Source organism: Nostoc sp. JL23 (genome assembly GCF_017115065.1).
In the GTDB taxonomy this organism is placed as follows: Bacteria; Cyanobacteriota; Cyanobacteriia; order Cyanobacteriales; family Nostocaceae; genus Nostoc; species Nostoc punctiforme_A.
In genome coordinates this window covers 47,036-72,303 of sequence record NZ_JABXKN010000155.1, presented here as the reverse complement: position 1 = coordinate 72,303, position 25,268 = coordinate 47,036, and the positions used below count along the sequence as shown (strand labels likewise).

The following is a 25,268-nucleotide window of genomic DNA, read 5'->3' as shown; positions in this document are numbered from 1 at the left end:
TATCTAGCATCTATAGATTCCATAGGTGATATTTTTTGTCAATGCGTAAGTCCTAGTATCTTAGAAATAGTAGTAGACCGTCCCAACCTTGGTCAAGAAAAACCGTTGCCAAGAAAACTAATTTGTGTGGTACGTCCAGTCACTTAAAAGTTTTGACGGAACGCACAAATTTTAAAGTCGCTAAGTATATGTTGTCACAATTCTTATATCTGTAGTTTATTTCTCTGCTGTATGTGTATTTAAACACATATCTATAGCCGTTCAGAGAGTTTAACTGTTTTATTTATACACAAAAAAGCGCTTGAGAGTTTTGCTCACCCAAGCGCTTTTCCGTAAAAGCTTATACCAACTCACTCGTTTGATGCAACATTTGAAATCTGCAACACTCCCTGAGGAGAGAGTATTACGGGGATAACTTGTGACAAACATGTTGTGAAATGGTATCACTCCTTGCACTAACTAAGAATATCTCTTTTGCAAGAATACCGGGGATCTAGTGAGTGACAGTTTATGAACTGAACACTAGTTAAAAACGACTCACCGTGAATAGTAACTAAGGAGACTCAGCACGATTGTAGCAATTTTGTAAGTATAGTATAAAAACTTATAGTTTATTAGTGTAGGCGTAGCCCACCATAGCCATCACTTCCCACTAAGTGCAGTATCAAAAAGTGCAGCAATTAATAGCATATATATCTCAACCTCTGCGTCAAATTAGTCGCTACCAAATAAGCCAGAAAGGTCTTGGATATTGGCATCGAAGGGATTTCGACTCAAATAAATCATAGATGAAGGTATTTTTTAGAGAATTGCAACCCAAGAACAAATCTTCGACCCAATATAGATTGAAAAGTTTGGGTTGGGTATCTTCTATCTCTTAGCAAACGGTGACAGCCAATTCTTCCGTATAGTGTAGGGGGTTACTTCTTTCGTAGAAGCAAAACACAGCTTTTTCACCGAGAATTACTGCGATGTTCAAAACAATTTCGCGTTTTTCTATAAAAACAACTGAGATATAGATAGACGTTTCATCCTTGGCTATAAATAGCCGTTCGCTTACGAGCAGACACCTTAACCTGGCGTCTAGGTGTGTGGTAAGATTGCCTGGAACAGAGGTTTTATTTGACTTGGAGTCTGGTATAAATTGCAAAGGTCAAGCTGACCGATCATTAATTCCCACGATACTTTTCCTATAAATTTGGAAAATATACAACAAGGCTGGTAACGATCTGAGTGGAATTTGTAGATGAATATCTAGGATTTACTATCAGACTTAACCAACTTTCCACAATTTTGACTTTTATTTGACTTTTAGGATAGACACATGAACGATAAGCTGATGCTGATGATTCCAGGCCCTACACCGGTGCCAGAAGCTGCCTTACTGGCATTAGCCAAGCATCCAATTGGACACCGGACTAGTGAATTTAGCAATATATTGGCAGAGGTGACAGAAAATCTCAAGTGGCTGCACCAAACTCAAAGTGATGTGCTGACGCTAAATGTGAGTGGTACGGGTGCTGTAGAAGCAGGTATAATTAATTTTCTCTCTCCAGGCGATCGCATTTTAGTTGGCTCTAATGGTAAATTTGGCGAACGCTGGGTAGAAGTTGGCCAAGCCTACGGTTTGAATGTAGAAGAAGTTAAGGTGGAATGGGGAAAACCATTAGACCCCGCAGTATTTGCCGAAAAACTCCAAGCAGATACTCAAAAGCAAATCAAAGCTGTAATCATTACTCATAGCGAAACCTCGACGGGTGTGTTGAATGACCTAGAAACCATCAACCGCCATGTTAAAGAACACGGTGAAGCTTTGATTATCGTTGATGCCGTTACTAGCTTGGGTGCGTTCAATCTACCCGTGGATACTTGGGGCTTGGATATCGTTGCCTCCGGTTCTCAAAAAGGTTATATGATTCCGCCGGGATTGGGTTTTGTCTCTGTCAGTCCCAAAGCTTGGGAAGCTTACAAAACTGCGAAGCTACCGAAATATTATTTGGACTTAGGCAAATATCGCAAAGCCACAGCCAAAAATACAACTCCATTTACTCCGCCTGTGAACTTGATCGTAGCGTTACATACCACGTTACGAATCATGAAAGAAGAAGGCTTAGAATCAATATTTGCTCGACATGAACGGCTGAAGAACGCTACCCGCGCCGCCATTAAAGGGTTAAATTTACCCCTGCTTGCAGCAGATAATTCTGCTAGTCCGGCGATTACAGCTGTAGCACCACAGGGAATTGAACCGGATAAGATTCGGTCATTGATGAAAAAACGTTTTGATATTGCCCTAGCTGGTGGTCAAGACCATTTGAGTAACAAAATTTTCCGTATTGGTCACTTGGGTTTTGTGAGCGATCGCGATATCCTTAGTTGCATAGCATCTTTAGAAGTTACCCTCACAGAACTTGGCTACGAAGACTTTACCCCTGGTTCTGGTATAGCCGCAGCTGTTAAAGTGTTTAGTCAGTCCTGAGTACTAAATCAAAAAAGCGAGTTAAATTATCAACTCGCTCTTTTAATTTGTATATAGAGTAGCAACCTTTGCATAAGCTAGAGTTGATGTGACATACCTCAATTCTCTTAAATGACACCAAGTTGCCCTAGATAGTATTATTTGCTTTGAAGAAAGCCACACTGTATCTTTGACACCAAACAAGACTAACTTTGGCAACTTAGTATCATCCCAAATTGGTATAAATAGTATTGTTTGAGATTTTGCTAATAGGTATTTGGTAGAAACTTTTTACCCAAAGTCTAAAATCTACAATCCAAAATCAGTATAGTCTACGCCGTCTCCAGCCAATCATAAATTTGTTCTAATTGCTCTAGAGTAACTAACCCATATTGCCAAAGAATCATGGCCAAAGGGCCTGGGTCTTGCTCCCGATGCCGAAGCGCCACCGCTAGTGATGCTGTGGAAATTGCCAAATCTTCTTGCAAAAAATGAATCAGTCGAGAATATTTTGATGGTGACATTTGTATCTCACCTCCTTGTGCAGAATGTATTGTCATATATCAGTTCACCATTACTCGGTAGACAGTAGCCAGTATTTCATCTGTCACTGTGCCGTTATCGGCCATACACCCCAGCACAGTTTTTGTTAATCTGCCTTTAAAAGAGGCTTCCCATAGAAGGTCTGAGAAATAAAAATTCTCATACAGATCATCTGCTAGATTATTAAGCAGTATTTTTACCTAATTAAATTGGCTTCATCTTATTTACCTTTGTGTTTTATTTATTTACACAGGTAGTAATAAAGATTCCATAGCCTATACTCTCTCATTGGCGACTATTTACACTTACGCCCAAGGGAATATTTTTGAGACCAAACCTGAAGACTGTGATTTCAGGTTTGAGACAGTAGAATTTTACATTATTACCACAGTTTTTAAATAGTAGCGTTACAAGTGCTGTTTGACCACACACAGTGACATTTTTTACAGAAAAAATATATATTTCGACCGTATAGGTTCTCAACCGAGTAATTACCCAAATTTCTATCCCCGCAAAGCACCAGAGTTTCAAGACTCAATTTTGAGAATATCGTCCACTTTCAACTTCAATTCGGCAGATCTTCCAGAACGAAGTTCAATCACCTTATCAATTGGTGTATTGGGACCATAGGTAGGACAAGGCTCACTTGCACAAGGAGGTGCAGCAACCTGAATATATTTCACTACACCTTTATGTAGAAATACCATATCCAGGGGTACTGGTACATTCTTCATCCAGAAACTGACTGGTTGTGCTGAAGGGAACCCAAACAGCATCCCTCGGTCATCTGGTAAAGCCGATCGATACATCAACCCCATCGCTTGCTGTTTTGGCGTCTGTGCTACCTCTAATTGAATCGTTGTACCATTAGGCAGAATGGCTTTAGCAGAAATTGGTAGTTTTTGACCTAAACTTTCTGGTGCTGGAGTTTTAGAACCAGAGGTGAGGCTAGGAGATTTAGCAGTTGTTGGCACAGAACAACCCATCAGAAAAATACTCAGCACTATCGAGAGCAAACTTAGCCGACGAGTCATATAGCTTTTCGATTTTGTAATTTAGACTTCAATTTTACAGTGTTGTAGCCAGAAAAACCCCTTGGCTAGAAGGCAGTAGCACCCAAATTTACATTCCCAATCCGAAACTGGGAATGAGGCAAGGAGATAGGCAAACTCCCGCTACAGTATACTAGGATTCTCTTAAAACGTACCCTACGCCTCGCACTGTTTGAATGAGGCGCTTTTGACCTTCATCTTCGATTTTTAGCCGCAAGTAACGGATGTACACTTCAATTACATTTGACTCACCCAGAAAGTCGTAACCCCAAACATTTTCTAGAATTTGTTCGCGGGTTAACACCTCACGGGGATGTTCCATTAAGAATTTTAATAGTTCAAATTCCTTCATTGTTAAGTCAATTGGTCGTCCGTTGTGTATGGCACGGCGAGTTGCTATGTCTAAAATTAAATCTCCAAAGCGTAATTGCTCTGTGGTATCCACATCGGGTTTCAAGTAGAGGCGAATCAACTTCAAAAAGTCTTCTGAGCGGTAAGGTTTGAGGATGTAATCATCCGCTCCAGCTTCTAGACAAGCTACACGATCGTCAACTGTATCCCTTGCCATTAAAATCAATACAGGCGATCGCATACCAGTGCTTCTCATATTTTTGCACAATGAGAGTCCTGATTCTCCTGCTAACATCCGGTCTAAAACAATTAAAGCAGGCTGGCGATCGCGACAGTGTTGTAAACCACTCGTTGCATCATGAGCCAAAATTGATTCATAACCGGCTTCTTGCAAATCGCAAGAAAGCTGATTTGCAAGGCTCTCATCGGTTTCAATCACCAAAACACAAGGACTTTGAGCAACTGTCATAACAATTTGGGATATTGGATTTGGGATTGTAAAGATATTCCAGAGAAAATCTTTACATCAGTTATAAAGTGCAATTACGAGCTTTTAGTGATGTAGCAATTCTGATTTGACGCGCTGCTAAGGATGTTTTAGCACGTTCAGGTGTCAGCAATCGAATTCTCGGATGCAATCTTAATAACTAGGGCATTGGGCATGGGGCATTGGGCATGGGTAAAGAACAATTACCAATTCCCAATCACCAATTCCCAATAGACATCTTTGCGAATTAACCTCTAAGCCTTATAAATTAGAGAATGAAAGCGTAACTTACGGATAGGTTTAATCCCCACCCAATGCCCAATGCCCAACGCCCCATGCCCAATGCCCAATCCCTACGGCAATTCTACCGAAGTTGGTTTAGCAATATGTGGTAAACCCCAACCTAATTTTTCTCGCAAAATTCGGAAAAACTCAGGCGGTTGCAGGCGAATAAATCGGGCACTATATTGCGATCGCTCCATATATACTCGATCTTCTGGTAGGATATAGCACCCTCCATTACCATCTACTACCATTACCAGCCGAGGAATATTGACTGGGTAGATATTGACGGATTCAGTATCTGGAAATACCAATGCTCTAGAAGCTAAGGAATGGGGACAAATTGGTACTAGCTGTAAAACAGGTACGCCAGGAGTTACCACTGGGCCGCCAGCACTCAATGAGTAAGCTGTAGAACCAGTAGGCGTAGAAACAATCACACCATCTGCGGCAATATCTACTGGCGCATGATGCCCTATGGCAATTTCAAAATGGCACATAGAGGTCAAAGGTTCCCGGTGTAGCACCATTTCATTCAGGCATAGGGCTTCCCATAGCACTGAATCATCCCGAAACACTTTGACATTGAGCATGGCTCGTTCTTCAATTTCATACTCACCTGCCATCGCCTGCTCTAGTGCTTGGGGCAACTGATTCAGGAAAGTTTCCGTCAAAAATCCCATGTGGCCGGTATTCACTGTTAGCAGTGGAATACCACAAGGGGCTACTTGACGAGACGCTGCGAGAACAGTGCCGTCTCCCCCTAATACCACTGCAAACTCCATATCTGAGTCAAAACCAGGGGGTGTCAGACCGTCAATGGGGGTGTGGCAAACAGGACTCTCCGGGTTAGGATAGCCCAGTATCCCACCAATACTCGATGTGATACATACATTCCAACCGGCTGCGGTTAGCTTGTCTTTCAACTCGATAGCGACACGGCCCGCTATCGGTTTAACGTCATTGTAGATAATGCCTGCTTTCGGCACACTCAAATATCCAAATTTAGGCGATGCTTTGTATTCTGTTAATCCTTACACATTTTTGGTCATGTAGTCATTAATCTAGAGTCAAATATCCAGAGTCTAGAGTTTGACGACTAATGTCTGTTTTGTAATGACTATTGACTATTGGCTTTTGAAGACTGTTTAAAAGGAGTTTTTTTAGGTTTCTGCTTTTTATTTTTATTTTTCTGGTAGTCTACTTCTTTGAGTTTCTTCATGATTCGGCTGAAGTACTCTTGGAGATAACTTTCTAAGGTTGTGGTTTGTTGCGGATCTAAACCAAAGACTGTATATACTTCATCCATTGAAGCATTTAACTGTTTACCACTAGCCAATACTTCTGTAAATGCTAGCCTGTCTGCTACGTTCCATCCCCACTGAAAGAACCGCATTATGCCCCGCACAACACGCAGTAAGTTTATTGGCATCCGCGTTACTCTGGCATCTTTTCCAGATAAGCGTTCGCACAGGTTGATAATTTCTTCTGCACTCCATGCACGAGTACCAACTACAGGAAAAGCTTGGTTTTCCGTTTCTGGTACACTCAATGCTCGGATTGCAAACTTAGCAATGTCCTGAGTGTCCATATAGGCGATGGGCGAAGAATTACCTGTTACCCAAACTGGCTGTCCTTCCAAAATGGGAATCCCATACTGACCGATTAAACCTTGCATAAACCCAGCTAGCCGCAAGATGGTATAATTCAAGCCTGACTCAGCCAGGAATAGTTCTGTACACCGCTTAATTTCCATTAGCGGCACTTCTGGGTATTTATCAGCATCTAAAATTGAAAAGAAGATAAAACGCTCGACACCCGCGGCAATTGCTGCTTGAATCAATGCTACTTTGCCTTCCCAGTCCACTTGTTTGATACTCAGTGAATCTGTTGGGCGAGAGGTTGAGGCATCAATAACTTGGGTTACACCAACTAAAGCTTCCGCTAGGGTATCGGGGTAACGTAAATTTCCCGGAACGAGTTCTGCACCCCATTCTTTGAGAAAAGCTGCTTTTTTACTGCTGCGCACAAGACAGCGTACTTTATATCCCTCATCGATAGCACGACGAGCCACTTGTCTTCCTAAGGTGCCAGTGGCACCGACGATTAATAATGTCATGAGGGTTGTAATAAATTTTAATGTTTTATGAAAAGAATGTTATCAGAATAACCTATGCAAACAAAAGTTTACATCTTTTCTCAGAAAATCAATTTATTTGGATAGACTCATGGGAAAATAGCTGTCCGATTAACGGACAAGCTTTTTTCTCATATTGATGAAAAGGGAGTAGAGAATGGGGAAGGTGCCCCCTCTGGAGATAAGGGGTAATGGGGAGTGGGGAGAATAATAACTCCTAACTCAGCACTCAGAATTCAATTATTCTTCTGTGCCTTGAATTTTTAGTAACAACGCGCCTAAGCCCCAGCCTACGAAGATTAAACCGAAAGACAGTAGAGCTGCATTCAAAATTTCGCCGCCCATTAGTGTGATTCTCCTTATGCAAATTGGTGTGTAAACTAGGTCTACCAGAAGCTTTTCAACAGTTGCTAGGATTAGACCTGTGTAAACAATTTTAAACTAGTTTAGCAGGTAATCCCTAGTGGTTTGGGGGGCAATCCCTACTGTTGACAGAAGGGAAGATGGGTAGATGGGAAAAATTTGATAATAATAATTATGAAGAGATTTTATGTATCAAAATAATCAAGGTGGTTTAATAAATTTTGTGAAAGAGAATCGTCCGCGTTTGGCACTGACGCTTGGAGATCCGGGAGGGATTGGGCCGGAGGTAATTTTGAAAGCTTTAGCTGATCCAGAAATTCGTAAAAAATATGACGTTACAGTAGTGGGTAACGGAGATTTGCTGGCACAGATTTATTACAAACTGAATTTAACAGAGAATTTAGTAGCTTTGGCAAATCCAGACGACTTGTCAATCAGTGATGTGCAGTTGGATGGAAAAATTAAAGATCAAATTATTTCAGGAATAGGTAATGTAGCCAGTGGTGCGGCTAGTTTTGCGTATATGGAATACGCGATCGCTCAAACACTGGCTGGTAAATTTGATGGTATTGTCACAGGGCCGATCGCTAAATCTGCTTGGAAAGCCGCAGGATATAATTATCCAGGGCAAACAGAACTTTTGGCACAAAAATCAGGTGTTGACCGTTTTGGGATGTTATTTGTAGCGCGATCGCCTCATACTGGTTGGACACTCCGCGCCTTACTTGCAACCACACATATTCCCCTACGTCAAGTAGCGGATGTGTTGACACCGCAGTTGTTGACACAAAAACTAGATTTGCTGGTGGAGTGTTTAGAGAAAGATTTTGGTATATATAGAGGGAGAATTGCGATCGCAGGTTTGAATCCCCACAGTGGCGAACAGGGACAACTTGGACATGAAGAACAAGATTGGTTAATTCCCTGGTTGGAGCAAGAGCGGCAAAACAGACCACAATTGCAGTTAGATGGCCCGATACCGCCAGATACAATGTGGGTTAAACCTGGTCAAGCTTGGTATGGAAATTCTTTAGTACAAAATCCAGCTGATGGCTACTTGGCACTTTACCACGACCAAGGCTTAATTCCTGTGAAGCTGATGGCGTTTGATCGGGCAGTTAATACTTCTATAGGTCTTCCTTTCATTCGCACTTCACCCGATCACGGAACAGCGTTTGATATTGCGGGTAAAGGAATTGCTGATGCTACGAGTATGAAAGCAGCAATACATTTAGCGGCTGAGTTGGTTAGTCAAAGATTGGCTAAGAAAAATAATGAATAATCTTTAAGTACAGCTTTGCTTAAAATCGTCAAGACATGACCAAATCAGTTCTGAATATAGTTCAATTAAGCATTTCTTTCTCCTCTCAGTGTTGTCTGTATCTCTGTAGTAGCTTTAAAAACTAGTATTATCATCGGGTGCTTCAAACTTGTAACCATAGCCCCGCACAGTTTTAATAAACTCCGGTATGCTGGGATCGACTTCCATCTTTTTGCGAAGCTGACCAATATGCACATCAACCACCCGGCCATCTCCTATGTAGTCGCAACCCCAGATTTTTTGGATTAGCTGTGGACGACTCCAAGCCTGATTAGGATGACTTGCTAAAAAATGTAAGATATTAAATTCTAGCGCTGTTAAGGCAAGAGTTTTATCGTTAAGTGTTACCTCCCGTCCCTCTGGATTAATTACTAGCTGCTTGAAAACGATACGTTGTGTTGGGGAGGGATTGATGTAGCGTATCCGCCTCAAAAGAGCTTCTACTCTAACTTCAACTTCTGCAAGACTAAATGGTTTAGTCATGAAATCATCAGCACCAGCACTTAAGATTTTAATTTTATCAGCCTCGTCAGTCCTACTAGTCAGTATCAGCACTAAAACATTAGTACGACTCTGCATTTCTTGGCAAAGGTTATAACCAGTAACATCCGGCAAATTCCAATCCAGAATTACTAAAGCTGGGTTGAATTGCTCAAACAACGATAAGGCAGTCCTACCATCTGCTGCCGACTCTATTTGATATTTCCGACTTAAAAAACGATAGACGAGATTTCGAACACCGAAGTCGTCATCAACGATCAGAATTTTGGGAGTAGTACCAGTAACCATAACCATAATGCTGTCTATTGTAGATTGGGCAATTTGCTGTTGTGCCAGCTTTAATTTACGTGTTTGTGTTGAGTACCATCGCTACTGTAGTACTTGTATACATTTAATTTTCCATGAAGCCGATCGCAACCTCAGCCATCATCATGCCGATAAAATTTATAATTATGGCATGATTTTTGCATAATTTTGAATTTGTATTGTATAATGTTAAAATTTTTACATTTGGAATAAGTGTAATTAAAAACCATCTCCGTAACCGCAAATAGTCAAAAGACACATCCAGAAGCGACGGCAATTGCTACAACTTTAAAAGAGTAACGCACTCCTTGATTAATTAGGTCTCTACAAAGGCTCACAAACTAACTTATCAGCCAATCTAGATTCTCAACTCCTACTTACTCGACTGTACTATAACCAATAGGTATGATCTCTTGAAGAAGGTCTACGAAAATCTACCCTGGTGCATTTACATGTAGTTGCTCTCTTAAGCATATACTATACTACAAGTTTCAACCTGAGCTATGACAAGCCAAGGACTGAAAGCATCGCCAGAAGGTATATAGAGCGTCAAAACCAGCTTTAACAGACAAAAGCAAGAATTGCTCTAGCAATATTATGATGTCAAGAAATTGCTAGGAGCTTGTTTCAATAGTACTGCTGACAGTAGAATTTAGAAATAAAATACCCTTGATCTTTGGGTAACAGATTTAGTTTGTGAGGTACACAAACTTCTAATCTGCTGTATAGAACTCTACAAGTTTAGCAAAAGATTGAGGAGACATTATTATTAGCGATCGCTGATATTCAAAAGGTATCAATTACTAGATTTATCGCTAAATATTTTTGGTTTTAAACTAATATTTTTTTCGATTTATGAGGATTCTGGTAATATCTAAAATCTCTAAATCACTAAAATATCAAAAATATAAACTTTAAATATATCGAATTGATTTAAAGAAAGAATTCTATATCCATACTCTCAAATGGCGTTATTTACAATTGATTAATTGGTAGAATTTCTGGAAATTCCTCAGTCTATCTGAGGAGAGAGTTTGAGGATATTCATACCAGAGAAAGATCAATTAAATATCTTGAGTTCGCTAAATTACTATTAATATCGTCAGCGAGGAAAAATTATGGTTAATAATTTAGTAGGCGGCATCATTCCCCCACAGCCACCAATAGAAGCACAAACTGATGCTCATACCCTCAAGACTCGTCTGGAATGGGGTGAACCAGCTTTTACAATTTTGGATGTGCGCGATCGCTCGATCTTCAATGAAGGTCACATTATGGGAGCAATGCCAATGCCAGCAGATGAATTGGTAGAGCGTGCAGTTGCTTCTTTAGATAAGAGCCGTGACATTTACCTTTACGGTGATAATGATCAAGAAACTGCCCAAGCTGCACAACAACTGCGCTCTAATGGGTTTGAGCATGTCTCCCAACTCAAAGGTGGTCTTGGCGCATGGAAATCGATCGGTGGCCCAACAGAAGGCATTGTTGAATCAAAAACTCCTCCAGGTGCAGATGACTACAATGTTGTAGATCGGCTAAAAAACCACCAAGAAAATCTGCAAAAGGGCGGTACTAGCGCGACGGAATCCATTAAACAGGGAGCTAGTAACCTTAAGGAAGGCATTCAAGAAGGAGCCAGTAATCTTAAGGAAGGTATTCAAGAGCAAGCAAGTAACCTCAAGGAAGGTATTCAAGAGGGAGCAAGTAACCTCAAGGAAGGCATTCAAGAGGGAGCAAGTAACCTCAAGGAAGGTGCTAGTGAATCTAAAACTCCTGGAAGCACTGATAATTCCAATGTTGGCTCTTAGGCAGAAAATACAGCAGAATTCAGGAGCAAAGCCGGAGACGCTCCGCCTCCGGTCAGAATCCAGAAGTAAAACAGGCTTTATACATACCTGACTTTGAGACGAATCGTTGTTTCCAACACTTTCCTTGAAATCTGCTGTAACTTAGAATGAGGGTTTGTAGTAAGCACTTTAGTGCTTGGAAAATAATGACTTTAGTCCTTACTACGAACTTGCTTATCTATCAATTTCAACTTGACATATAACTAGTTGGGATTGACAATCAATAAAAATTTCTTGTCACTATTCCCCATTGTCTATTCGATTAGTGTTCAAATAGATCCTTGAATTGCAACAAATCTAAGGAAACGATCGTTGGTAGAAACTCAAAACATTCTTGAGCAATTTGCCAACGTTCTTCTCGTTTGAGCATTTGTATTAACTTCTGTTGCACACTAAGTAAGTAGCGCACATCATTGGCAGCATAACTTAGTTGAGCTTCAGATAAGCTAACGGCGTTACCCCAATCAGAACTTTGAGAGCTTTTATCTAGTTCTACTTGTTCTAACTCTTGTACCACATCTTTGAGTCCGTGGCGATTTGTGTAAGTACGGGCTAATTTACTGGCAATTTTGGTGCAAAAAATCGGCTCTACCTGAATCCCCAGATTGGCTCGCAAAGTGGCCAAGTCAAATCGAGCAAAGTGAAACACTTTCACAACATTGACTGCTTCCAAGAGTTTTTTTAAGTTGGGGGCGTCAGCTTGTCCTTTGGCTATACGGATTGCAGTCACTTTCCCTTCAAGATTGCACAGCTGGACGAGACACAAGCGATCGCGCAGTGGTAACAATCCCATCGTTTCTGTATCAACTGCGATCGCTGTAGATTCTAAATACTGGTTAAGGGTTGCGTCACTGAGGTCGCGATCGCTCACCTGAAAATCTGGTAATGTCATCAATTGTTCAAAAATAATAGCAGTGTCCAGCACAAAAAAGTCTTGTCAGACACTACATTATTAATTATTGTGCAAAAAAATCAAAAATTAAATCTACCTAGCCCGAAAAAACATTTGTGTCAGGTAGACTTCGCCTTGATTATTAGTCGCAACACCAATTCCAGTCAGGTTGTAATTTCCTTTAAGGTTCTTTAGGTGTCCAGGACTTTTGATCCAGCCAGTAACAGCTTCCTCTACGGGGTTGCTATATCCCCGGTTAAAAGCAACATTTTCCGCTGCACTGTTGTAGCGAATCGGGATAGCTTTGACTCGCCCTTCAAATCCCTGATGACTAAATGGGGTTTTGCCTTTAGCCATATTTTGACTATGAATTCTGGCCTGTCGAGTTAAATTTGGATTTAAAGTCAACTTTGGCAGCCCTTTAGAAACCCGATATCGATTAATTTGGTCAAATACTGATTTTTCTAACTCAGTAGTTTTAAAAGTAGGAGTCGATATTGCAACCTGACTAGAAAAAAGCGACAACAGCTTATTACGGGTGGATGTATTCGTAGAAGTATGATTTGGTATCGGAGCAGTCGTTAATCCACTAGCAAGGACAAGCGCACTTAAAGCGATGCCAAAAGCAGTTTGTCGGAACATGGAGAATTGCGTAATGTGTAGAGATATAAGACTTCTACTCTACCTTATTGTTCCGAGGATATATACCACAATACTATTAAGTAATGATGAATTTCGGCAATTTGGCTACATCCTTTACAAGTAAAACAAACAATCATTTCCAATTGTCAGTACTTCAATAGGTCAGCTTCATGAAAATCACGGTTAATTTTGCTAATAATTTCAGATTTTCATGAATTATCAAGCAAAAGCTTTACTAACAGGTTAAAGTCTGGGGAATTTGAGAAAAAACCTCAACTTTACCAAATCAACGCTGTGTGCAATTTTTACTCAAACCTAATCTCCTTACCTAATAATTAACGTGAGTTCGACGAGTGCTATTTTGACCTCTCCCCCAGCCCCTCTCCTACGAGGAGAGGGGAGCAAAAACCCTATTTTCTCGTTACTCCTCCCTCGCCTTTTAGGAGAGGGAGGCTGGGAGGGAGAGGTCTGTCGAACTCACGTTAATAATTAAGGAATGGTTAGAATTCAAAGCCTTTCTCTCTTTGCAACAGAAAGGAATGGAAGTAAGGTCAGAATATTAAGTTGCACATCGCGTCAAACCTATGAGCGAATAAACATTTGTGTGAAGTAGATTACGCCTTGGCTGTTTTTGGCGACACCAATCCCCGTCAAATTATAATTACCTCTGATATTGGTAAGATGCCCTGGACTTTTGAGCCAGCCTTGAACAGCTTTTGTGGCAGGATCGCTATATCCCTGGTTGTAAGCGACATTTTCAGCAGCTGATCTGTAAGAAACACCGGTTGCATTAAGACGTTCTGAAAATCCACTATGTCCAAAGGGAACAGTACCATTAGCCATGTTCTTACTGTGAAGCCTAACTTGATTATCGATGGCAGAATTACGAGTCAGCGCTGGTAGCCCTTGAGAAGCTCTGTAGTTATTGATTTGGTTAAAAATCGACTGTTCTAGAGCAGCAGTGTCCATGCTATTTGCTGCAACTTGATTAGTGTTATTCGATACATTAGAAGGTGCTGGCGTACAAGCTGGATTTGTTGCAGAAGTAGCGATCGCTGCACTACTGAGAGCAATAGTGCCTAAAATAACGTTGTAAACTATTTGCTTGATCATTTGTTGGCAGTAAACTTTTAGACAATCTAACCAACTAATATCAATGTGACAAATTGCTTATAGGTCTATATAGCTCTATTTGTAGGCTTTTTTGTTCAAAAACTACTAGTAAACGTTTAAATGCACGATTTAACGCAAAAACATCACTGTTTAATTTATATTTGTCTTCTACCATTAGTATGATTATTTTTATCCCAATTCCGCATTTAGACTGTCACATAGTGTAATTACTAGATTGTTTTTACTTTACCAGTTCCAAATTATGCTTGCTCATCTTCATAAATTCAGCTATTCTACTGTACTTAAGTATATTAAATAGATTTTTTATCTCAGAAAATCAGTAAAAACCGTTTGTGACACTTGGGGGTGCGGAAGGTGGGATAAAAATGGCTGGATTTCTTCAGTAAAATCTCTACGTGATTTCAGGTAGCTTTATTTGAAGGGTTCTAACTCTTCCTGTACCACGCGTAACACCCGTGCAATATATTCTGCACGCCACTGTTCTCGTTCCTTGGTTACTTTGACATCAGGCTCGTAAGCTTCAATCTCACTAGCCGATAAAAGACCTTTCACCTCTAGCAACCGTTCAATGGTGTCTAGCCGCTCATGCAGCACGGACACCTCACCAGCCAAAGCCATAACGATCGCTAGCAATTTATCAGTTTGCGGATTTTCTAAGTAAACAGGTCGTTTACCCTTGGCTATTTTTGTCATCCTAATACCAATTCTCCAAAAATAAGACTAGACATACAAAACGAGGAAAGCCAGATCAAATCTGACTTTCTCAATTACGAATTACGAAACTTTCTTTGCTTACTTAGTTGCAGCAACTACTAACCAAGTGCCTTGCCTGCCTGAGTTACGATTTTGAAACATACCATTAATTTCTTTTGCTTTCCATGCCCCATTCGCGACAAATTTCTCAAATATCTTATCTGCTGCAAAACCAGCCTCACTAACTAGCTGCACCAAATCTAAATCACGTACAGCACTCCAGAAAGGTTCATTGTTGTTAGCGGTTTCCCAATCATAAATAAACTGTGTATAAACATCCATGTGACGATACAAGGGTGCTTCTACATGGATCATCATGCCACCAGGAGCCAGTAAACGATAAGACTCTTGCATAACTTTACGCACAGATGCCGGGGGAATTTCATGCAGCAAAATATGAGAAACCACTAAATCAAATGATTCATCAGGGAAGTTAGTATGTTCGGCATTTTGCTGAGAGAAGTGTACCCGTTTTCCCAAGGCTTCGGCTCTTGCATGAGCGTAACGCAGCATAGATGCACCTATATCGATGGCATGGACTTCTGCATCTGGGAAACCATCCACATAAGGTAATGTACTATTGCCAATAGAACATCCCATATCAAGGATTTTTCTCGGTCGAAAGTTGGGAAACTCTGCTAAAAGGTAGTTTTGGACTATAGATAGCCCCATATCATCGTTGAGCGGCCCTAACCAACCGAGTCCATAAACGTAAGCGCCGCGATCGTAGGTTGCACCGGCTGCGACATCATCAGCAGTGAATTCACTGTGATATCCTCCGGGCATACAGTGAATGTCTACAGCCTTTTGATAATTAGGTATTTGAAAATTTGGATCTAGGGTTAAAGTACCCAGTTCACCACCCTTATCTTTGGCACGCTCAATCAATTCTGGTAGTTGTCTGTCAACGTTGGCATTTACAGCATCCCATAACATTTCCTGGTTAATGCGCTTCAGGGCACTAGTCCAGCGGTAATAGGGTTCGTGCTGCATTACTTCCCGAATTTCATAACGATTCTGGGGAGGGCGCTGATGTTCTTGTTCAAACTTCGGCTTGGCTAGTTTTTCATAAATTTCTTTATTACCAGGAGTGACATTCTTGAAAATGTGCATTTTCATAGTTTGCACAAAGTTTTGGCGTGCCAACTCGTCGTGAGTGGGTTGCGGTAGCATAGCGTGTTGGAATTGTTGAGCCATCATTGCTTCCTCCCAGAAATTTGAGCTATATTTACGCTGGATATAACAACTTGGCTACCGTTTGTACATCTTTGTCACCACGTCCAGAGCAGTTAATTACAATCCGAGGACTGCCAGTTAGCTGGGGACAGAGGGTTTCGAGATAAGCGATCGCATGGGCTGTTTCCAATGCTGGGATAATCCCCTCCAATTTCGATAATCGCTGGAATGCCGCCAAAGCCTCTGCATCCGTCACACTATAGTATTCAGCGCGACCAGTATCTTTTAAATAGCTATGTTCTGGGCCCACGCCGGGATAATCTAACCCCGCACTAATTGAGTGTGCCTCAATGATTTGCCCATCTTCATCTTGCAGTAGGTAGCTCATCGCTCCGTGCAATACACCAATGCTCCCTTTTGTCAAGGTGGCTGCGTGTTTTTCGGTATTGACACCTTCTCCGGCTGCCTCAATCCCAATGAAGCGTATGGAAGACTCATTCATAAACTCATAGAATAGCCCCATCGCATTGGAACCACCACCGACACAAGCCAAGAGAATATCAGGTAATCCACCCCACTTTTCCATTGCTTGGGCGCGGGTTTCTTCGCCGATTACTGCATGGAAATCACGTACCATCATTGGGTAAGGATGGGGCCCTGCAACTGAACCCAGGATGTAGTGGGTAGTTTCCACATTTGTTACCCAATCTCGGATGGCTTCGGAAGTAGCATCCTTCAAAGTTCCGGTTCCCGCCTCCACTGGCCGCACTTCTGCCCCCATCAGCCGCATTCTAAAAACATTCAAAGCTTGGCGTTCCATGTCCTGAACACCCATGTAAATTATGCATTCCAGCCCAAAACGAGCGCAAACTGTGGCTGTAGCAACTCCATGTTGTCCGGCACCGGTTTCAGCAATAATCCGCTGCTTACCCATACGTTTCGCCAACAATACCTGACCAAGGGCATTATTGATTTTATGAGCGCCAGTGTGATTTAAATCTTCACGTTTTAAGTAAATTTGTGGCCCGGTGCGATCGGGTCGGGCATAATGAGCAGTCAGGCGTTCAGCAAAATACAATGGTGTCGCACGTCCTACATAGTCTCGTAACAACTGCTGTAGTTCTGCTTGAAAACCAGGGTCATTGCGGTATTGCTGATAAGCTGTTTCTAATTCAGCCAGGGCAGGCATGAGCGTTTCAGGTACATACTTACCGCCAAAGCGTCCGAAGCGGCCTAGCGTATCTGGAACCTGAGCAGTTGAACTTGGAGAGAGGGGAGTGGTAGTCACAGGCTGTTTTTGATGACGGGAATGACTTAATTATTATAGAAAAGTCTGGGGCGTATCTGGGGAATGGAGAATTGGGAATGGGAGAATAATAGTCCCAAAAACTTAGCTTGGTGAAGCTTTTCTTATTCTCATGCAGAAGATGGGAACGAGAGTAATGGCATTGTCAGCCGAAACAATCGCATTGTCAGCCGAAACAATCGCATTGTCAGTCGAAACAATGGCATTGTCAGTCAAAACAATCGCATTGTCAGTCAAAACAATCGCATTGTCAGTCAAAACAATGGCATTGTCAGTCAAAACAATGGCATTGTCAGTCAAAACAATGGCATTGTCAGCCGAAACAATGTCATTGCAGGTCAAGAAACTTGTGAGTACACTGTAGTTTTCTTCCCGCGTCGGGAATGGGATTAGGTTTCGCCCTCTTCTTTTCCAGATGACGCGAAAAGTCAGGAAGAGATTAACCCAAAGCGGACTTTAAATCACTTTCCGCTTGTGCCAATGCATCTGGTAATTTACTTGCATCGCGTCCGCCAGCTTGAGCTAGGTTTGGTCTTCCGCCGCCGCCGCCGCCGCAGATTTTAGCGATCGCACCCACAAATTTACCAGCTTGCAAACCTTTTTTGTTCACTTCTGAACTAAAAGCTGCAACTATGCTCACTTTCCCTTCTTCTGGAACAGAACCCAGTACCACTGCACCGTTACCGATTTTTTGCAACAAGCGTTCGGCTGCGGTTTTCAATGATTCTGGATCAACATTTTCTAATTGGGCGACAATAATTTTATGATCGCCTATGGTTTCTGCCGTTTGTAGCAAGCTGTCTGATTTAGCGATCGCTAGCTGTACCTTTAAGGTTTCTAATTCCTTCTGGCTATTTCTCAGTTCGCTTTGCAGACTTGTGATTCTGTCTGGTAATTCTTCGGGTTTAACTTTAAAGCGATCGCTCAAATCTTTAACTACTTTATCCCGCAGATTCAGATAATCTAATATTGCTGGCCCCGAAACGGCTTCAATCCGCCGCACCCCAGAAGCTACGCCAGCTTCTGAGATAATCTTGAAGACGCCAATTTCAGCAGTATTGCTGACATGGGTTCCACCGCAGAGTTCCATTGATACGCTAGGGAAGTCAATTACCCGCACTTCCTCACCATATTTTTCGCCGAACATGGCAACAGCACCTCTAGCTTTCGCCTCTGCTAAAGGTAATACTTCCACCTTGGCAGCATGAGCCTCAGCAATCCAAGTGTTTACCTGTTCTTCAACTTGTTGGACTTCCTCTGTTGTCAAAGCGCGGGGACAGTTGAAGTCAAAGCGCAACCTGTCAAAGGAAACCAGGGAACCTGCTTGAGATATGCCCTCATCAACAATTTTTTTCAATGCCGCTTGCAATAGGTGCGTTGCGGTATGGTTAGCTTGGGCGCGACGGCGACAAGCTGGATCAATTTGGGCTGTAACATTATCGCCTACGCGCAGTGTACCGCGTTCGATGCGTCCGAAGTGAACAAAGAAATCAGATTCTTTTTTCACGTCTTCTACCCGAACTAAGATACCATCACCAGAGATATAACCGCGATCGCCGATTTGTCCCCCGGATTCAGCATAAAATGGCGTTTTGTCAAGGACGATTTGCACTTCTGTCCCTGCTTCCGCTTCCTCTTGGCAAACACCTTCTACCAAAATCGCTTCGACTTTCGCAGTTGCAGCAGGTTGGGTATAGCCTATAAATTCGGTGACTTTAATGTGTTCTGCTAGTTTGTCGAGGGAACCTTGTACAGTTAAATCGATGGTTTCATGTGCCGCTTTGGCACGTTCCACCTGCTTTTGCATTTCGGCATCAAATCCCGCGTCATCGACTGTCAGATTATTTTCCTCGGCAACTTCTTGAGTCAGTTCGAGGGGAAATCCATAGGTGTCATAAAGAGTAAATGCACTTTCACCGCTAATTTGAGTTTCCCCTCGCTGTTTCACCTCTTGGATGATTTCTTCTAGCAGTTTTTCGCCTCTATCCAGAGTTCTGAGGAAATTCGATTCTTCCCGCTGCAACTCAGCTTTAATTGCTGCTTCTCGTTGGCGCACATTGGGGTAAGCTGATTCCGAAAGAGCGATCGCAGTTTCGGCAACTTGGGTAGTAAATTCGCCAGAAATCCCAATTAATCGCCCATGACGCACCACCCGCCGAATTAATCGCCGCAGCACATAACCCCGCCCCACGTTCGAAGCGCGAATTTCATCAGCAATCATGTGGATGACAGCGCGAATATGATCGCCAATGACTTTTAGGGAAGTTTTGATTTTTTCATCACTGCTGTGGTAATCAACACCAGCAATTTGTCCTGCTGTTTGGATAATTGGAAAAATCAGGTCAGTTTCGTAGTTATTGGGCACTTTTTGGAGAATTTGCGCCATTCTATCCAAACCCATGCCGGTGTCGATATTCTTGTTTTGCAGCGGCGTTAAATTGCCTGACGCATCCCGGTTATATTGCATAAAGACGAGGTTATAAAACTCGATAAACCGGGAATCGTCTTCTAAATCGATATTTTCGTCACCGCGTTCTGGGTGGAAGTCGTAATAAATTTCGGAACAAGGGCCACAAGGGCCAGTCGGGCCAGATACCCAAAAGTTATCGTCTTCGCCCAAGCGTTTAATTCTCGCTACCGGCACACCAATTTGATCGCGCCAAATACCAAAAGCTTCATCATCATCTTTAAAAACGCTGACGACGAGATTTTGGGGGGAAAAGCCAAAGACTTGGGTGGATATTTCCCAACCCCAAGCGATCGCTTGTTCTTTAAAATAATCACCAAAGCTAAAATTGCCCAGCATCTCAAAAAAGGTGTGATGCCGTTTGGTGCGTCCGACGTTTTCGATGTCGTTAGTGCGGATACACTTTTGCGAAGTCGTAGCCCGCTTAAATTCTGGTGTGCGCTGCCCTAAGAATATTGGCTTAAATGGTAGCATCCCCGCGATCGTTAGCAGCACGGTTGGGTCTTCTGGCACGAGGGAGGCACTTGGGAGAATTTGGTGTTCCCGTTGGGCAAAGAAGTCGAGAAATATGTTGCGAATTTCGTTACCGCTTAGGTAGTGGGGATTTGAAGACATAGATGTTTTTAACTTTAGACTCTAGACTTTAGACTTGGGCGTAGCGGCACTAGGTAAGTGTATTTTCATAAATAGCTTTATATATTCTTGCATTTTGTTTCATATTACTGCCAGCGAATTCTGCCAGTGGGTGAGCAAAATGCAGTCATTAGGATGCTTTTACACCATAACCTGACTCTGGTAGGATACGTCATCGCATCTCGATGCTTAAAATTAATCATTAAGAAATACTTTAAAATTCCCATACTGAGGTAACAAATGGCACTAAAACTGAAAGTATCAAATATTGCTTGTGAGGGATGTGCAGATATAATTACTGAATCTATCCACGTTATGCAACCTGATGCCAAGGTGGATATCGATGTTAACGCTAAAACTGTCACTGTTGAATCCGCAGCTTCTGAGGAATCAATCAAACAGGTAATTGTTGCTGCTGGTTACGCTGTAGAAGGTTATTGATTGGATTCTAACTTTTCACATACAGCAGGTTTGAAGTTGGTGAGGTGGTACACAAGCTAAGTCTGTTACCCAGGTATAAAGCGTGTTTTACTCCTAAATTCTGAATTCTGCTGTAAGTTTAGATTTTAATATCTTTATTTACCCCCATTAGGGGCAGGTTTTGACATCAAGTTTTTATTTAGCTTTGTTTTCCAGCTTTATGATGTTGCCGCAAATAAAAAAAAGATGTGAATTAAGGAAATAGACAAACACAGAGAAAGGGTAGGCATAAATATTTTATTTCTCCTGCTAAGGTATTGTTTGACTTGGGATTATTCTCACTTAAATTATAAATTTTACCTTGACAATTTCTGTCTTGATTTGTAGGCTATGCTAGCTCTAAAGAGTTGCTGTATATAGTACAATGTAGTTTTGTTGTATATTGTATTTACGATTTAAATATTTTCTCTACATTTTATAAAAGCCTACTCTGCAAACAAAAAGGCTTTTATACTTTATGGGAAGTTAAATTTTGAATTACACAATAACAATTTGAATTTGATAATCAAATGAAAAAATTTTATATTTTCTTTATTTTTCTACTTAGGAATAAATTAATTTATCTGATGCAATGGTTATTAAAAAGTGTTGATTTCGGTCATTTTATCAGGAAAATCGTACTTAAGAAACTCCAGCAATAGTTTTTATATATCTAAATAATATTCAGTATTTTTACTGTTTTAAAAATAAACTGTAAAGAAGACATTAGTTGTTAGAAATCAATATTTCAGACGCTGTAGTCGTAAATATAAAATCTTAAAAGGAGGTTTGACTTGGAAGTTCGCTGTATAATCGACTTTCAAAAAAACAATATATCAAAAAATATAATTTAGCCTAAAACATTATATTTAGTATTAGATGACAATAGCAGTAGTTACTCAAGTTAATTTATTTAAAATTTAAATAGGATTAAAAGTAAAGCAATGAATATTTCTATTCTGATCTTTGGAAAAAATAACTTTATTACCACACTTCCAGATCAGATCCGTTATACGACTGCTTTTAGTGTAGAAGTTATAGACAATTTGAATCAAGCAGTATCCTGGATTAAAACAACACCCCCCGATATAATCCTGGTGCAGGCTAGCCTAGATGGCAGTATGGAACTCTGCGGTTGGTTGAAAGATCAGACAAAACTATCGTGGATATACTGTATTCTTTTCGAGGATCGTTCCCAGCAGATGGCTGATAAAAATAAGGGTTGGCATAGGGAATTAGAGATGAGTGCTGCGGCCCTAAAGCAAGGAGCCGATGCATATATTTGGCATCTGATTGAAGAAAAAACAGATTATAGCTTGGCAGAGTTGACAGCCAATCATGGACTAATACTTGCTCAATTGACAGTTGGCTTGCGGAAAGCACAAAAATACCGAGATTTGATTCGGACAAATGATATGTTATCTGCGATCGCCTTAGCAGATTCGTTGACCGAATTAAATAATCGTCGTGCTTTAGAATGGGACTTGCCCAGGCAAATTCAAAGAGCTAGGACTCAAAAAACTTCCTTGAGTTTGATTATTCTGGATGTAGATCATTTCAAAAAAGTTAACGATACTCATGGACATTTAGTAGGCGATCGCATCTTGCAAATCTTATGTCAGCGTTTGCGCCACAATCTGCGCTGTCAAGATACAGCATTCCGCTATGGTGGCGAAGAATTTGTAATTCTTCTAGCTAACACTACTGATGATGAAGCACTATTAGTAGCCCGTCGTCTCAATCGCGTAGTCAGCGACGAACCATTTGCACTCAACAATAAACTGACAATTAATGTCACCATTAGTTTAGGTACAGCCTCTCTGCAAGCTGAGGATGATGAGAAAGGAGAGAGTCTGCTATATCGTGCCGATCAATGTTTGTTACAGGCTAAAACTTCTGGGCGTAATCGGGTGATTAACTCCAACTACTTATCTCATCATGGCTCACATTTGAAAGCTGTTTCTTCGTGAATTGGTATCAGTTCTATATTTGTAGTCAGATCATGTCGGCTAAAGATGCTTTAACCGACACCCAGAAACATTGGGGAATTGAAAACCGACTCCATTGGGTTCGCGATGTGACTTTTTCAGAAAACTTTCCACTGCGAAGAGGTGGTAATGCTCCAGTTAACTGGGCAATCTTACATAATTTTTTCATCACTCTTGCCAGATTTCTTGGTTTTCGCACTATCCCTCAAGCTCAACGTGCTGTCTTCCAATCAAATCCAAAAGGTTTTTTCTTTCTTTGTATGAAACCACCCTGCCCAACCCTCCTTAAAAAGGGGGGCAAAGAATCTCTTAAAGTCCCCTTTTTAAGGGGGATTTAGGGGGATCTAAAAAGTTATGGGGCAAAACGAGTAGTTTGAAAATATGTCCTAACGCACCCTAAGAAAGTTGAGTATTTGAAATTATACAAATAAATATGTTAGTAGGGACACGGCAATGTCGTGTCCCTACTAAAATTCTATATGTATCAAGCTTTTTGTGAAAAGCAGTCTAGCCTATTTATGAATAGTCTCCCGCTCTTTGGTAGCAGGTTCCTTATCTTTGAATAAGTCAGCCGCCGTTAAGAGTAACTCTCTCAATGTTTGTTTGATTTGGCGCTCTTTTCTGGCTAGAGATGTACCAGCTTCACCCAGTTTATCTTCTAACTGCGATCGCTTCTCTCCTACCTGTACAGCCATAGATTCTGCTTGAGGACGAGCCTTATCGTACCAGTGTTTAGCCTCATCTAGATAATCTTGAACCTCCATATTACGTCCGCCGTAGCGTGCAGCCATATTAGCTCGGACAATGGCTAGCTGCGCTTGCAGTTGGGCGTAACGTTTTTTTAACAATCCTACTTCTTCACTATCTTTAATCGCATTGACAGCAGAATCAATTGCAGTTTTGGTACTCGCAGGTTTTTCCTTACCCGTCTCTTCAATTTCTGCCAAAATTACATCAACCTCTTGTTGGAGTTGTTCTTCTTCACCATCCAGTTGAGCTTGTAGCCTTTTTATATCTGTTTGAGTTTGAGCAATGCTTTCGTGTCTTTTGCTATTAATACCTTCCAGCGCTCCTTCAATGGAAGCTGTCACTTCATCTTTGAGTTCGCCGCCTTTTTCTTGAAAGTTTTCAATTACAGCAGAAACTGCATCTTTCACAATGCCACGAACTTCACTAGAACCTTGTTTAAACTCCGAAGCTACTTGAGAAACTGCGGATTTTACAATTTCTCGAATCCGATCAGTTCTTAGTTGTCCAGTTTCTTTCGCTTGTTGCAAGTCGGCTTGAATTTGTTGCTTGATATTGTTAGGCATTTTCAACTCTTGGGGTTTAACTAATTTGGATAAAATTTTCTAGAAATGTTCCTACATCCACATTATGGCGTAGCCATATCTGGCTCGGTACTTCCTTTAGATAGAAAATTCTAGCCCTAAAGAGGTGATGTGTAGCATGTTGCCCATTTGTGAGATGATGAATATTTAGTGGTAGTAATCAGGAGTGAAATATGTGGCGAGTAAATATTACTTGTTCGGGTGATGCCTGGAAACTCTATGGTGTTGATTTTAAAGCGATCGCAGAGAAATATCAAGGTGAATTGATTGGTTCCAAAAAAATGCCAGATGGTACGCGCATTATGTCTTATAAAATTGAGGATGTTAGTGATGCAGAGTCTTTTCAAGAAGATTGTGCAAGTTTTGCCGGATTTACAACTGACTTTGAATCACTCTAGTATTGGTTATGATACTTATGCCTACAATTAGTATGTCCAAAACTGGAGAAGTTAATTGAAAAAACTACTTAAATTAGTATTAGTAACGTTTTTGTTATTAATCAGTACTTTTACTTTGCCTGCTAGTGCAACAGACACAGGTAACGGTGAACAAATATTTAGTGTTCATTGTGCTGGTTGTCATATCAATGGCAGCAACATAATTAGGCGTGGTAAAAATCTCAAAAAGCCAGCCCTGAAAAAGTATGGTATGGATTCCATAGAGGCAGTTACATCTATAGTTACCAATGGTAAAAATAATATGTCAGCCTACAAAGAGCGTCTCTCTGAACAGCAAATTCAAGACGTTGCTGCTTACGTTATCGAACAAGCTGAAAAAGGCTGGCGTTAAAAAATTAAGAGTTGGGAGTGAGAAGTTAGGAATTAAAAATTATCAGTTAT

24 protein-coding genes and 1 pseudogene are annotated in these 25,268 nt (G+C 41.2%); 10 read left to right on the top strand and 15 right to left on the bottom strand.

The genetic code is table 11. From position 1 onward, the window contains the following. Positions 1 to 1,324 precede the first annotated feature (1,324 nt). Positions 1,325 to 2,479 (top strand): alanine--glyoxylate aminotransferase family protein, encoded by a 1,155-nt coding sequence (locus HWQ42_RS34955; protein ID WP_292820643.1) that lies wholly within the window; start codon positions 1,325 to 1,327, stop codon positions 2,477 to 2,479. Between the two features lie 311 nt (positions 2,480 to 2,790). Here the strand turns inward: HWQ42_RS34955 and HWQ42_RS34950 are convergent, their stop codons facing one another. The 6 genes from HWQ42_RS34950 to HWQ42_RS34925 all read right to left on the bottom strand — a co-directional run bounded on the left by HWQ42_RS34950 (position 2,791) and on the right by HWQ42_RS34925 (position 7,655). Beyond that, a complete protein-coding gene (locus HWQ42_RS34950) occupies positions 2,791 to 3,018 on the bottom strand; it encodes a DUF2949 domain-containing protein (RefSeq protein ID WP_292736094.1) in 228 nt (75 codons plus the stop codon). A gap of 510 nt (positions 3,019 to 3,528) precedes the next feature. Next, positions 3,529 to 4,035 carry a DUF192 domain-containing protein gene (locus tag HWQ42_RS34945; protein WP_292820640.1) on the bottom strand — a complete coding sequence of 169 codons (507 nt, stop codon included), beginning with the start codon at positions 4,033 to 4,035 and terminating at the stop codon, positions 3,529 to 3,531. A 151-nt stretch (positions 4,036 to 4,186) separates the two neighbouring features. After that, a complete protein-coding gene (gene nblR, locus HWQ42_RS34940; RefSeq protein ID WP_099103317.1) occupies positions 4,187 to 4,873 on the bottom strand; it encodes a response regulator transcription factor NblR in 687 nt (228 codons plus the stop codon). A 371-nt stretch (positions 4,874 to 5,244) separates the two neighbouring features. Continuing rightward, entirely contained in the window at positions 5,245 to 6,162 is a 918-nt protein-coding gene (locus HWQ42_RS34935) for an NAD(+) kinase (protein WP_094352564.1), read from the bottom strand. 131 nt (positions 6,163 to 6,293) lie between these two features. Next, positions 6,294 to 7,292 (bottom strand): SDR family oxidoreductase, encoded by a 999-nt coding sequence (locus HWQ42_RS34930; RefSeq protein WP_292820637.1) that lies wholly within the window; start codon positions 7,290 to 7,292, stop codon positions 6,294 to 6,296. 258 nt (positions 7,293 to 7,550) lie between these two features. Then, positions 7,551 to 7,655 (bottom strand): PetM family cytochrome b6-f complex subunit 7, encoded by a 105-nt coding sequence (locus HWQ42_RS34925; protein ID WP_094344256.1) that lies wholly within the window; start codon positions 7,653 to 7,655, stop codon positions 7,551 to 7,553. 205 nt (positions 7,656 to 7,860) lie between these two features. Here HWQ42_RS34925 and pdxA point away from each other — a divergent pair, with 205 nt between their 5' ends. Continuing rightward, complete coding sequence (pdxA, locus tag HWQ42_RS34920; protein ID WP_292820634.1) at positions 7,861 to 8,955, top strand: 4-hydroxythreonine-4-phosphate dehydrogenase PdxA; 1,095 nt, start codon at positions 7,861 to 7,863, stop codon at positions 8,953 to 8,955. A gap of 114 nt (positions 8,956 to 9,069) precedes the next feature. Here pdxA and HWQ42_RS34915 read toward each other — a convergent pair whose 3' ends face one another. Continuing rightward, a complete protein-coding gene (locus HWQ42_RS34915; protein ID WP_292736105.1) occupies positions 9,070 to 9,789 on the bottom strand; it encodes a response regulator transcription factor in 720 nt (239 codons plus the stop codon). Position 9,790: 1 nt separating this feature from the next. On the opposite strand from HWQ42_RS34915, the gene HWQ42_RS34910 reads away from it, so the two are divergent. Next, positions 9,791 to 9,967: a hypothetical protein gene (locus HWQ42_RS34910; RefSeq protein WP_292820631.1), complete on the top strand. Its 177-nt coding sequence runs from the start codon at positions 9,791 to 9,793 to the stop codon at positions 9,965 to 9,967. Positions 9,968 to 10,919: 952 nt separating this feature from the next. Continuing rightward, positions 10,920 to 11,366 (top strand): annotated as a pseudogene (locus HWQ42_RS34905) (rhodanese-like domain-containing protein); the annotation flags it as partial. A gap of 544 nt (positions 11,367 to 11,910) precedes the next feature. Here the strand turns inward: HWQ42_RS34905 and HWQ42_RS34900 are convergent. The 6 genes from HWQ42_RS34900 to trpB all read right to left on the bottom strand — a co-directional run bounded on the left by HWQ42_RS34900 (position 11,911) and on the right by trpB (position 17,533). Continuing rightward, positions 11,911 to 12,540: a ribonuclease H-like domain-containing protein gene (locus HWQ42_RS34900; RefSeq protein ID WP_292820652.1), complete on the bottom strand. Its 630-nt coding sequence runs from the start codon at positions 12,538 to 12,540 to the stop codon at positions 11,911 to 11,913. 93 nt (positions 12,541 to 12,633) lie between these two features. Beyond that, entirely contained in the window at positions 12,634 to 13,182 is a 549-nt protein-coding gene (locus HWQ42_RS34895) for a CAP domain-containing protein (protein WP_292820628.1), read from the bottom strand. A 582-nt stretch (positions 13,183 to 13,764) separates the two neighbouring features. Next, positions 13,765 to 14,295 (bottom strand): CAP domain-containing protein, encoded by a 531-nt coding sequence (locus HWQ42_RS34890; RefSeq protein WP_292820625.1) that lies wholly within the window; start codon positions 14,293 to 14,295, stop codon positions 13,765 to 13,767. 432 nt (positions 14,296 to 14,727) lie between these two features. Further along, positions 14,728 to 15,009, bottom strand: coding sequence for a hypothetical protein (locus HWQ42_RS34885; RefSeq protein ID WP_292820622.1), 282 nt, complete (start codon positions 15,007 to 15,009; stop codon positions 14,728 to 14,730). Between the two features lie 99 nt (positions 15,010 to 15,108). Further along, complete coding sequence (locus HWQ42_RS34880; protein ID WP_292820619.1) at positions 15,109 to 16,269, bottom strand: class I SAM-dependent methyltransferase; 1,161 nt, start codon at positions 16,267 to 16,269, stop codon at positions 15,109 to 15,111. Positions 16,270 to 16,297: 28 nt separating this feature from the next. Further along, complete coding sequence (trpB, locus tag HWQ42_RS34875; protein WP_292820616.1) at positions 16,298 to 17,533, bottom strand: tryptophan synthase subunit beta; 1,236 nt, start codon at positions 17,531 to 17,533, stop codon at positions 16,298 to 16,300. 139 nt (positions 17,534 to 17,672) lie between these two features. Between trpB and HWQ42_RS34870 the strand changes: the two genes are divergently transcribed. Beyond that, a complete protein-coding gene (locus tag HWQ42_RS34870; RefSeq protein ID WP_292820613.1) occupies positions 17,673 to 17,915 on the top strand; it encodes a hypothetical protein in 243 nt (80 codons plus the stop codon). Between the two features lie 75 nt (positions 17,916 to 17,990). On the opposite strand, the gene alaS is transcribed toward HWQ42_RS34870, so the two are convergent. Continuing rightward, on the bottom strand, positions 17,991 to 20,633 hold the full coding sequence (gene alaS, locus HWQ42_RS34865) for an alanine--tRNA ligase (protein WP_292820610.1): 2,643 nt from the start codon (positions 20,631 to 20,633) through the stop codon (positions 17,991 to 17,993). 258 nt (positions 20,634 to 20,891) lie between these two features. Between alaS and HWQ42_RS34860 the strand changes: the two genes are divergently transcribed. From HWQ42_RS34860 to HWQ42_RS34850, 3 genes are all read left to right on the top strand, one after another. Further along, positions 20,892 to 21,092: a heavy-metal-associated domain-containing protein gene (locus HWQ42_RS34860; RefSeq protein ID WP_292820607.1), complete on the top strand. Its 201-nt coding sequence runs from the start codon at positions 20,892 to 20,894 to the stop codon at positions 21,090 to 21,092. 962 nt (positions 21,093 to 22,054) lie between these two features. Further along, positions 22,055 to 23,080, top strand: a complete 1,026-nt coding sequence (locus HWQ42_RS34855; RefSeq protein ID WP_292820604.1) for a GGDEF domain-containing protein — start codon at positions 22,055 to 22,057, stop codon at positions 23,078 to 23,080. Further along, on the top strand, positions 23,077 to 23,436 hold the full coding sequence (locus HWQ42_RS34850; protein ID WP_292820599.1) for a hypothetical protein: 360 nt from the start codon (positions 23,077 to 23,079) through the stop codon (positions 23,434 to 23,436). The genes HWQ42_RS34855 and HWQ42_RS34850 overlap by 4 nt, the downstream gene beginning before the upstream one ends. Before the next feature lie 174 nt (positions 23,437 to 23,610). On the opposite strand, the gene HWQ42_RS34845 is transcribed toward HWQ42_RS34850, so the two are convergent. Next, the gene (locus tag HWQ42_RS34845) at positions 23,611 to 24,411 is read right to left on the bottom strand and encodes a histidine kinase (protein ID WP_292735058.1); all 801 of its coding nucleotides are present in this window, start codon (positions 24,409 to 24,411) and stop codon (positions 23,611 to 23,613) included. A gap of 191 nt (positions 24,412 to 24,602) precedes the next feature. Here HWQ42_RS34845 and HWQ42_RS34840 point away from each other — a divergent pair, with 191 nt between their 5' ends. Together HWQ42_RS34840 and petJ are read left to right on the top strand one after the other, a co-directional pair. Next, a complete protein-coding gene (locus tag HWQ42_RS34840) occupies positions 24,603 to 24,827 on the top strand; it encodes a hypothetical protein (protein WP_292820596.1) in 225 nt (74 codons plus the stop codon). Positions 24,828 to 24,882: 55 nt separating this feature from the next. Next, positions 24,883 to 25,218, top strand: coding sequence for a cytochrome c6 PetJ (petJ, locus tag HWQ42_RS34835; protein WP_292820593.1), 336 nt, complete (start codon positions 24,883 to 24,885; stop codon positions 25,216 to 25,218). Positions 25,219 to 25,268 lie beyond the last annotated feature (50 nt).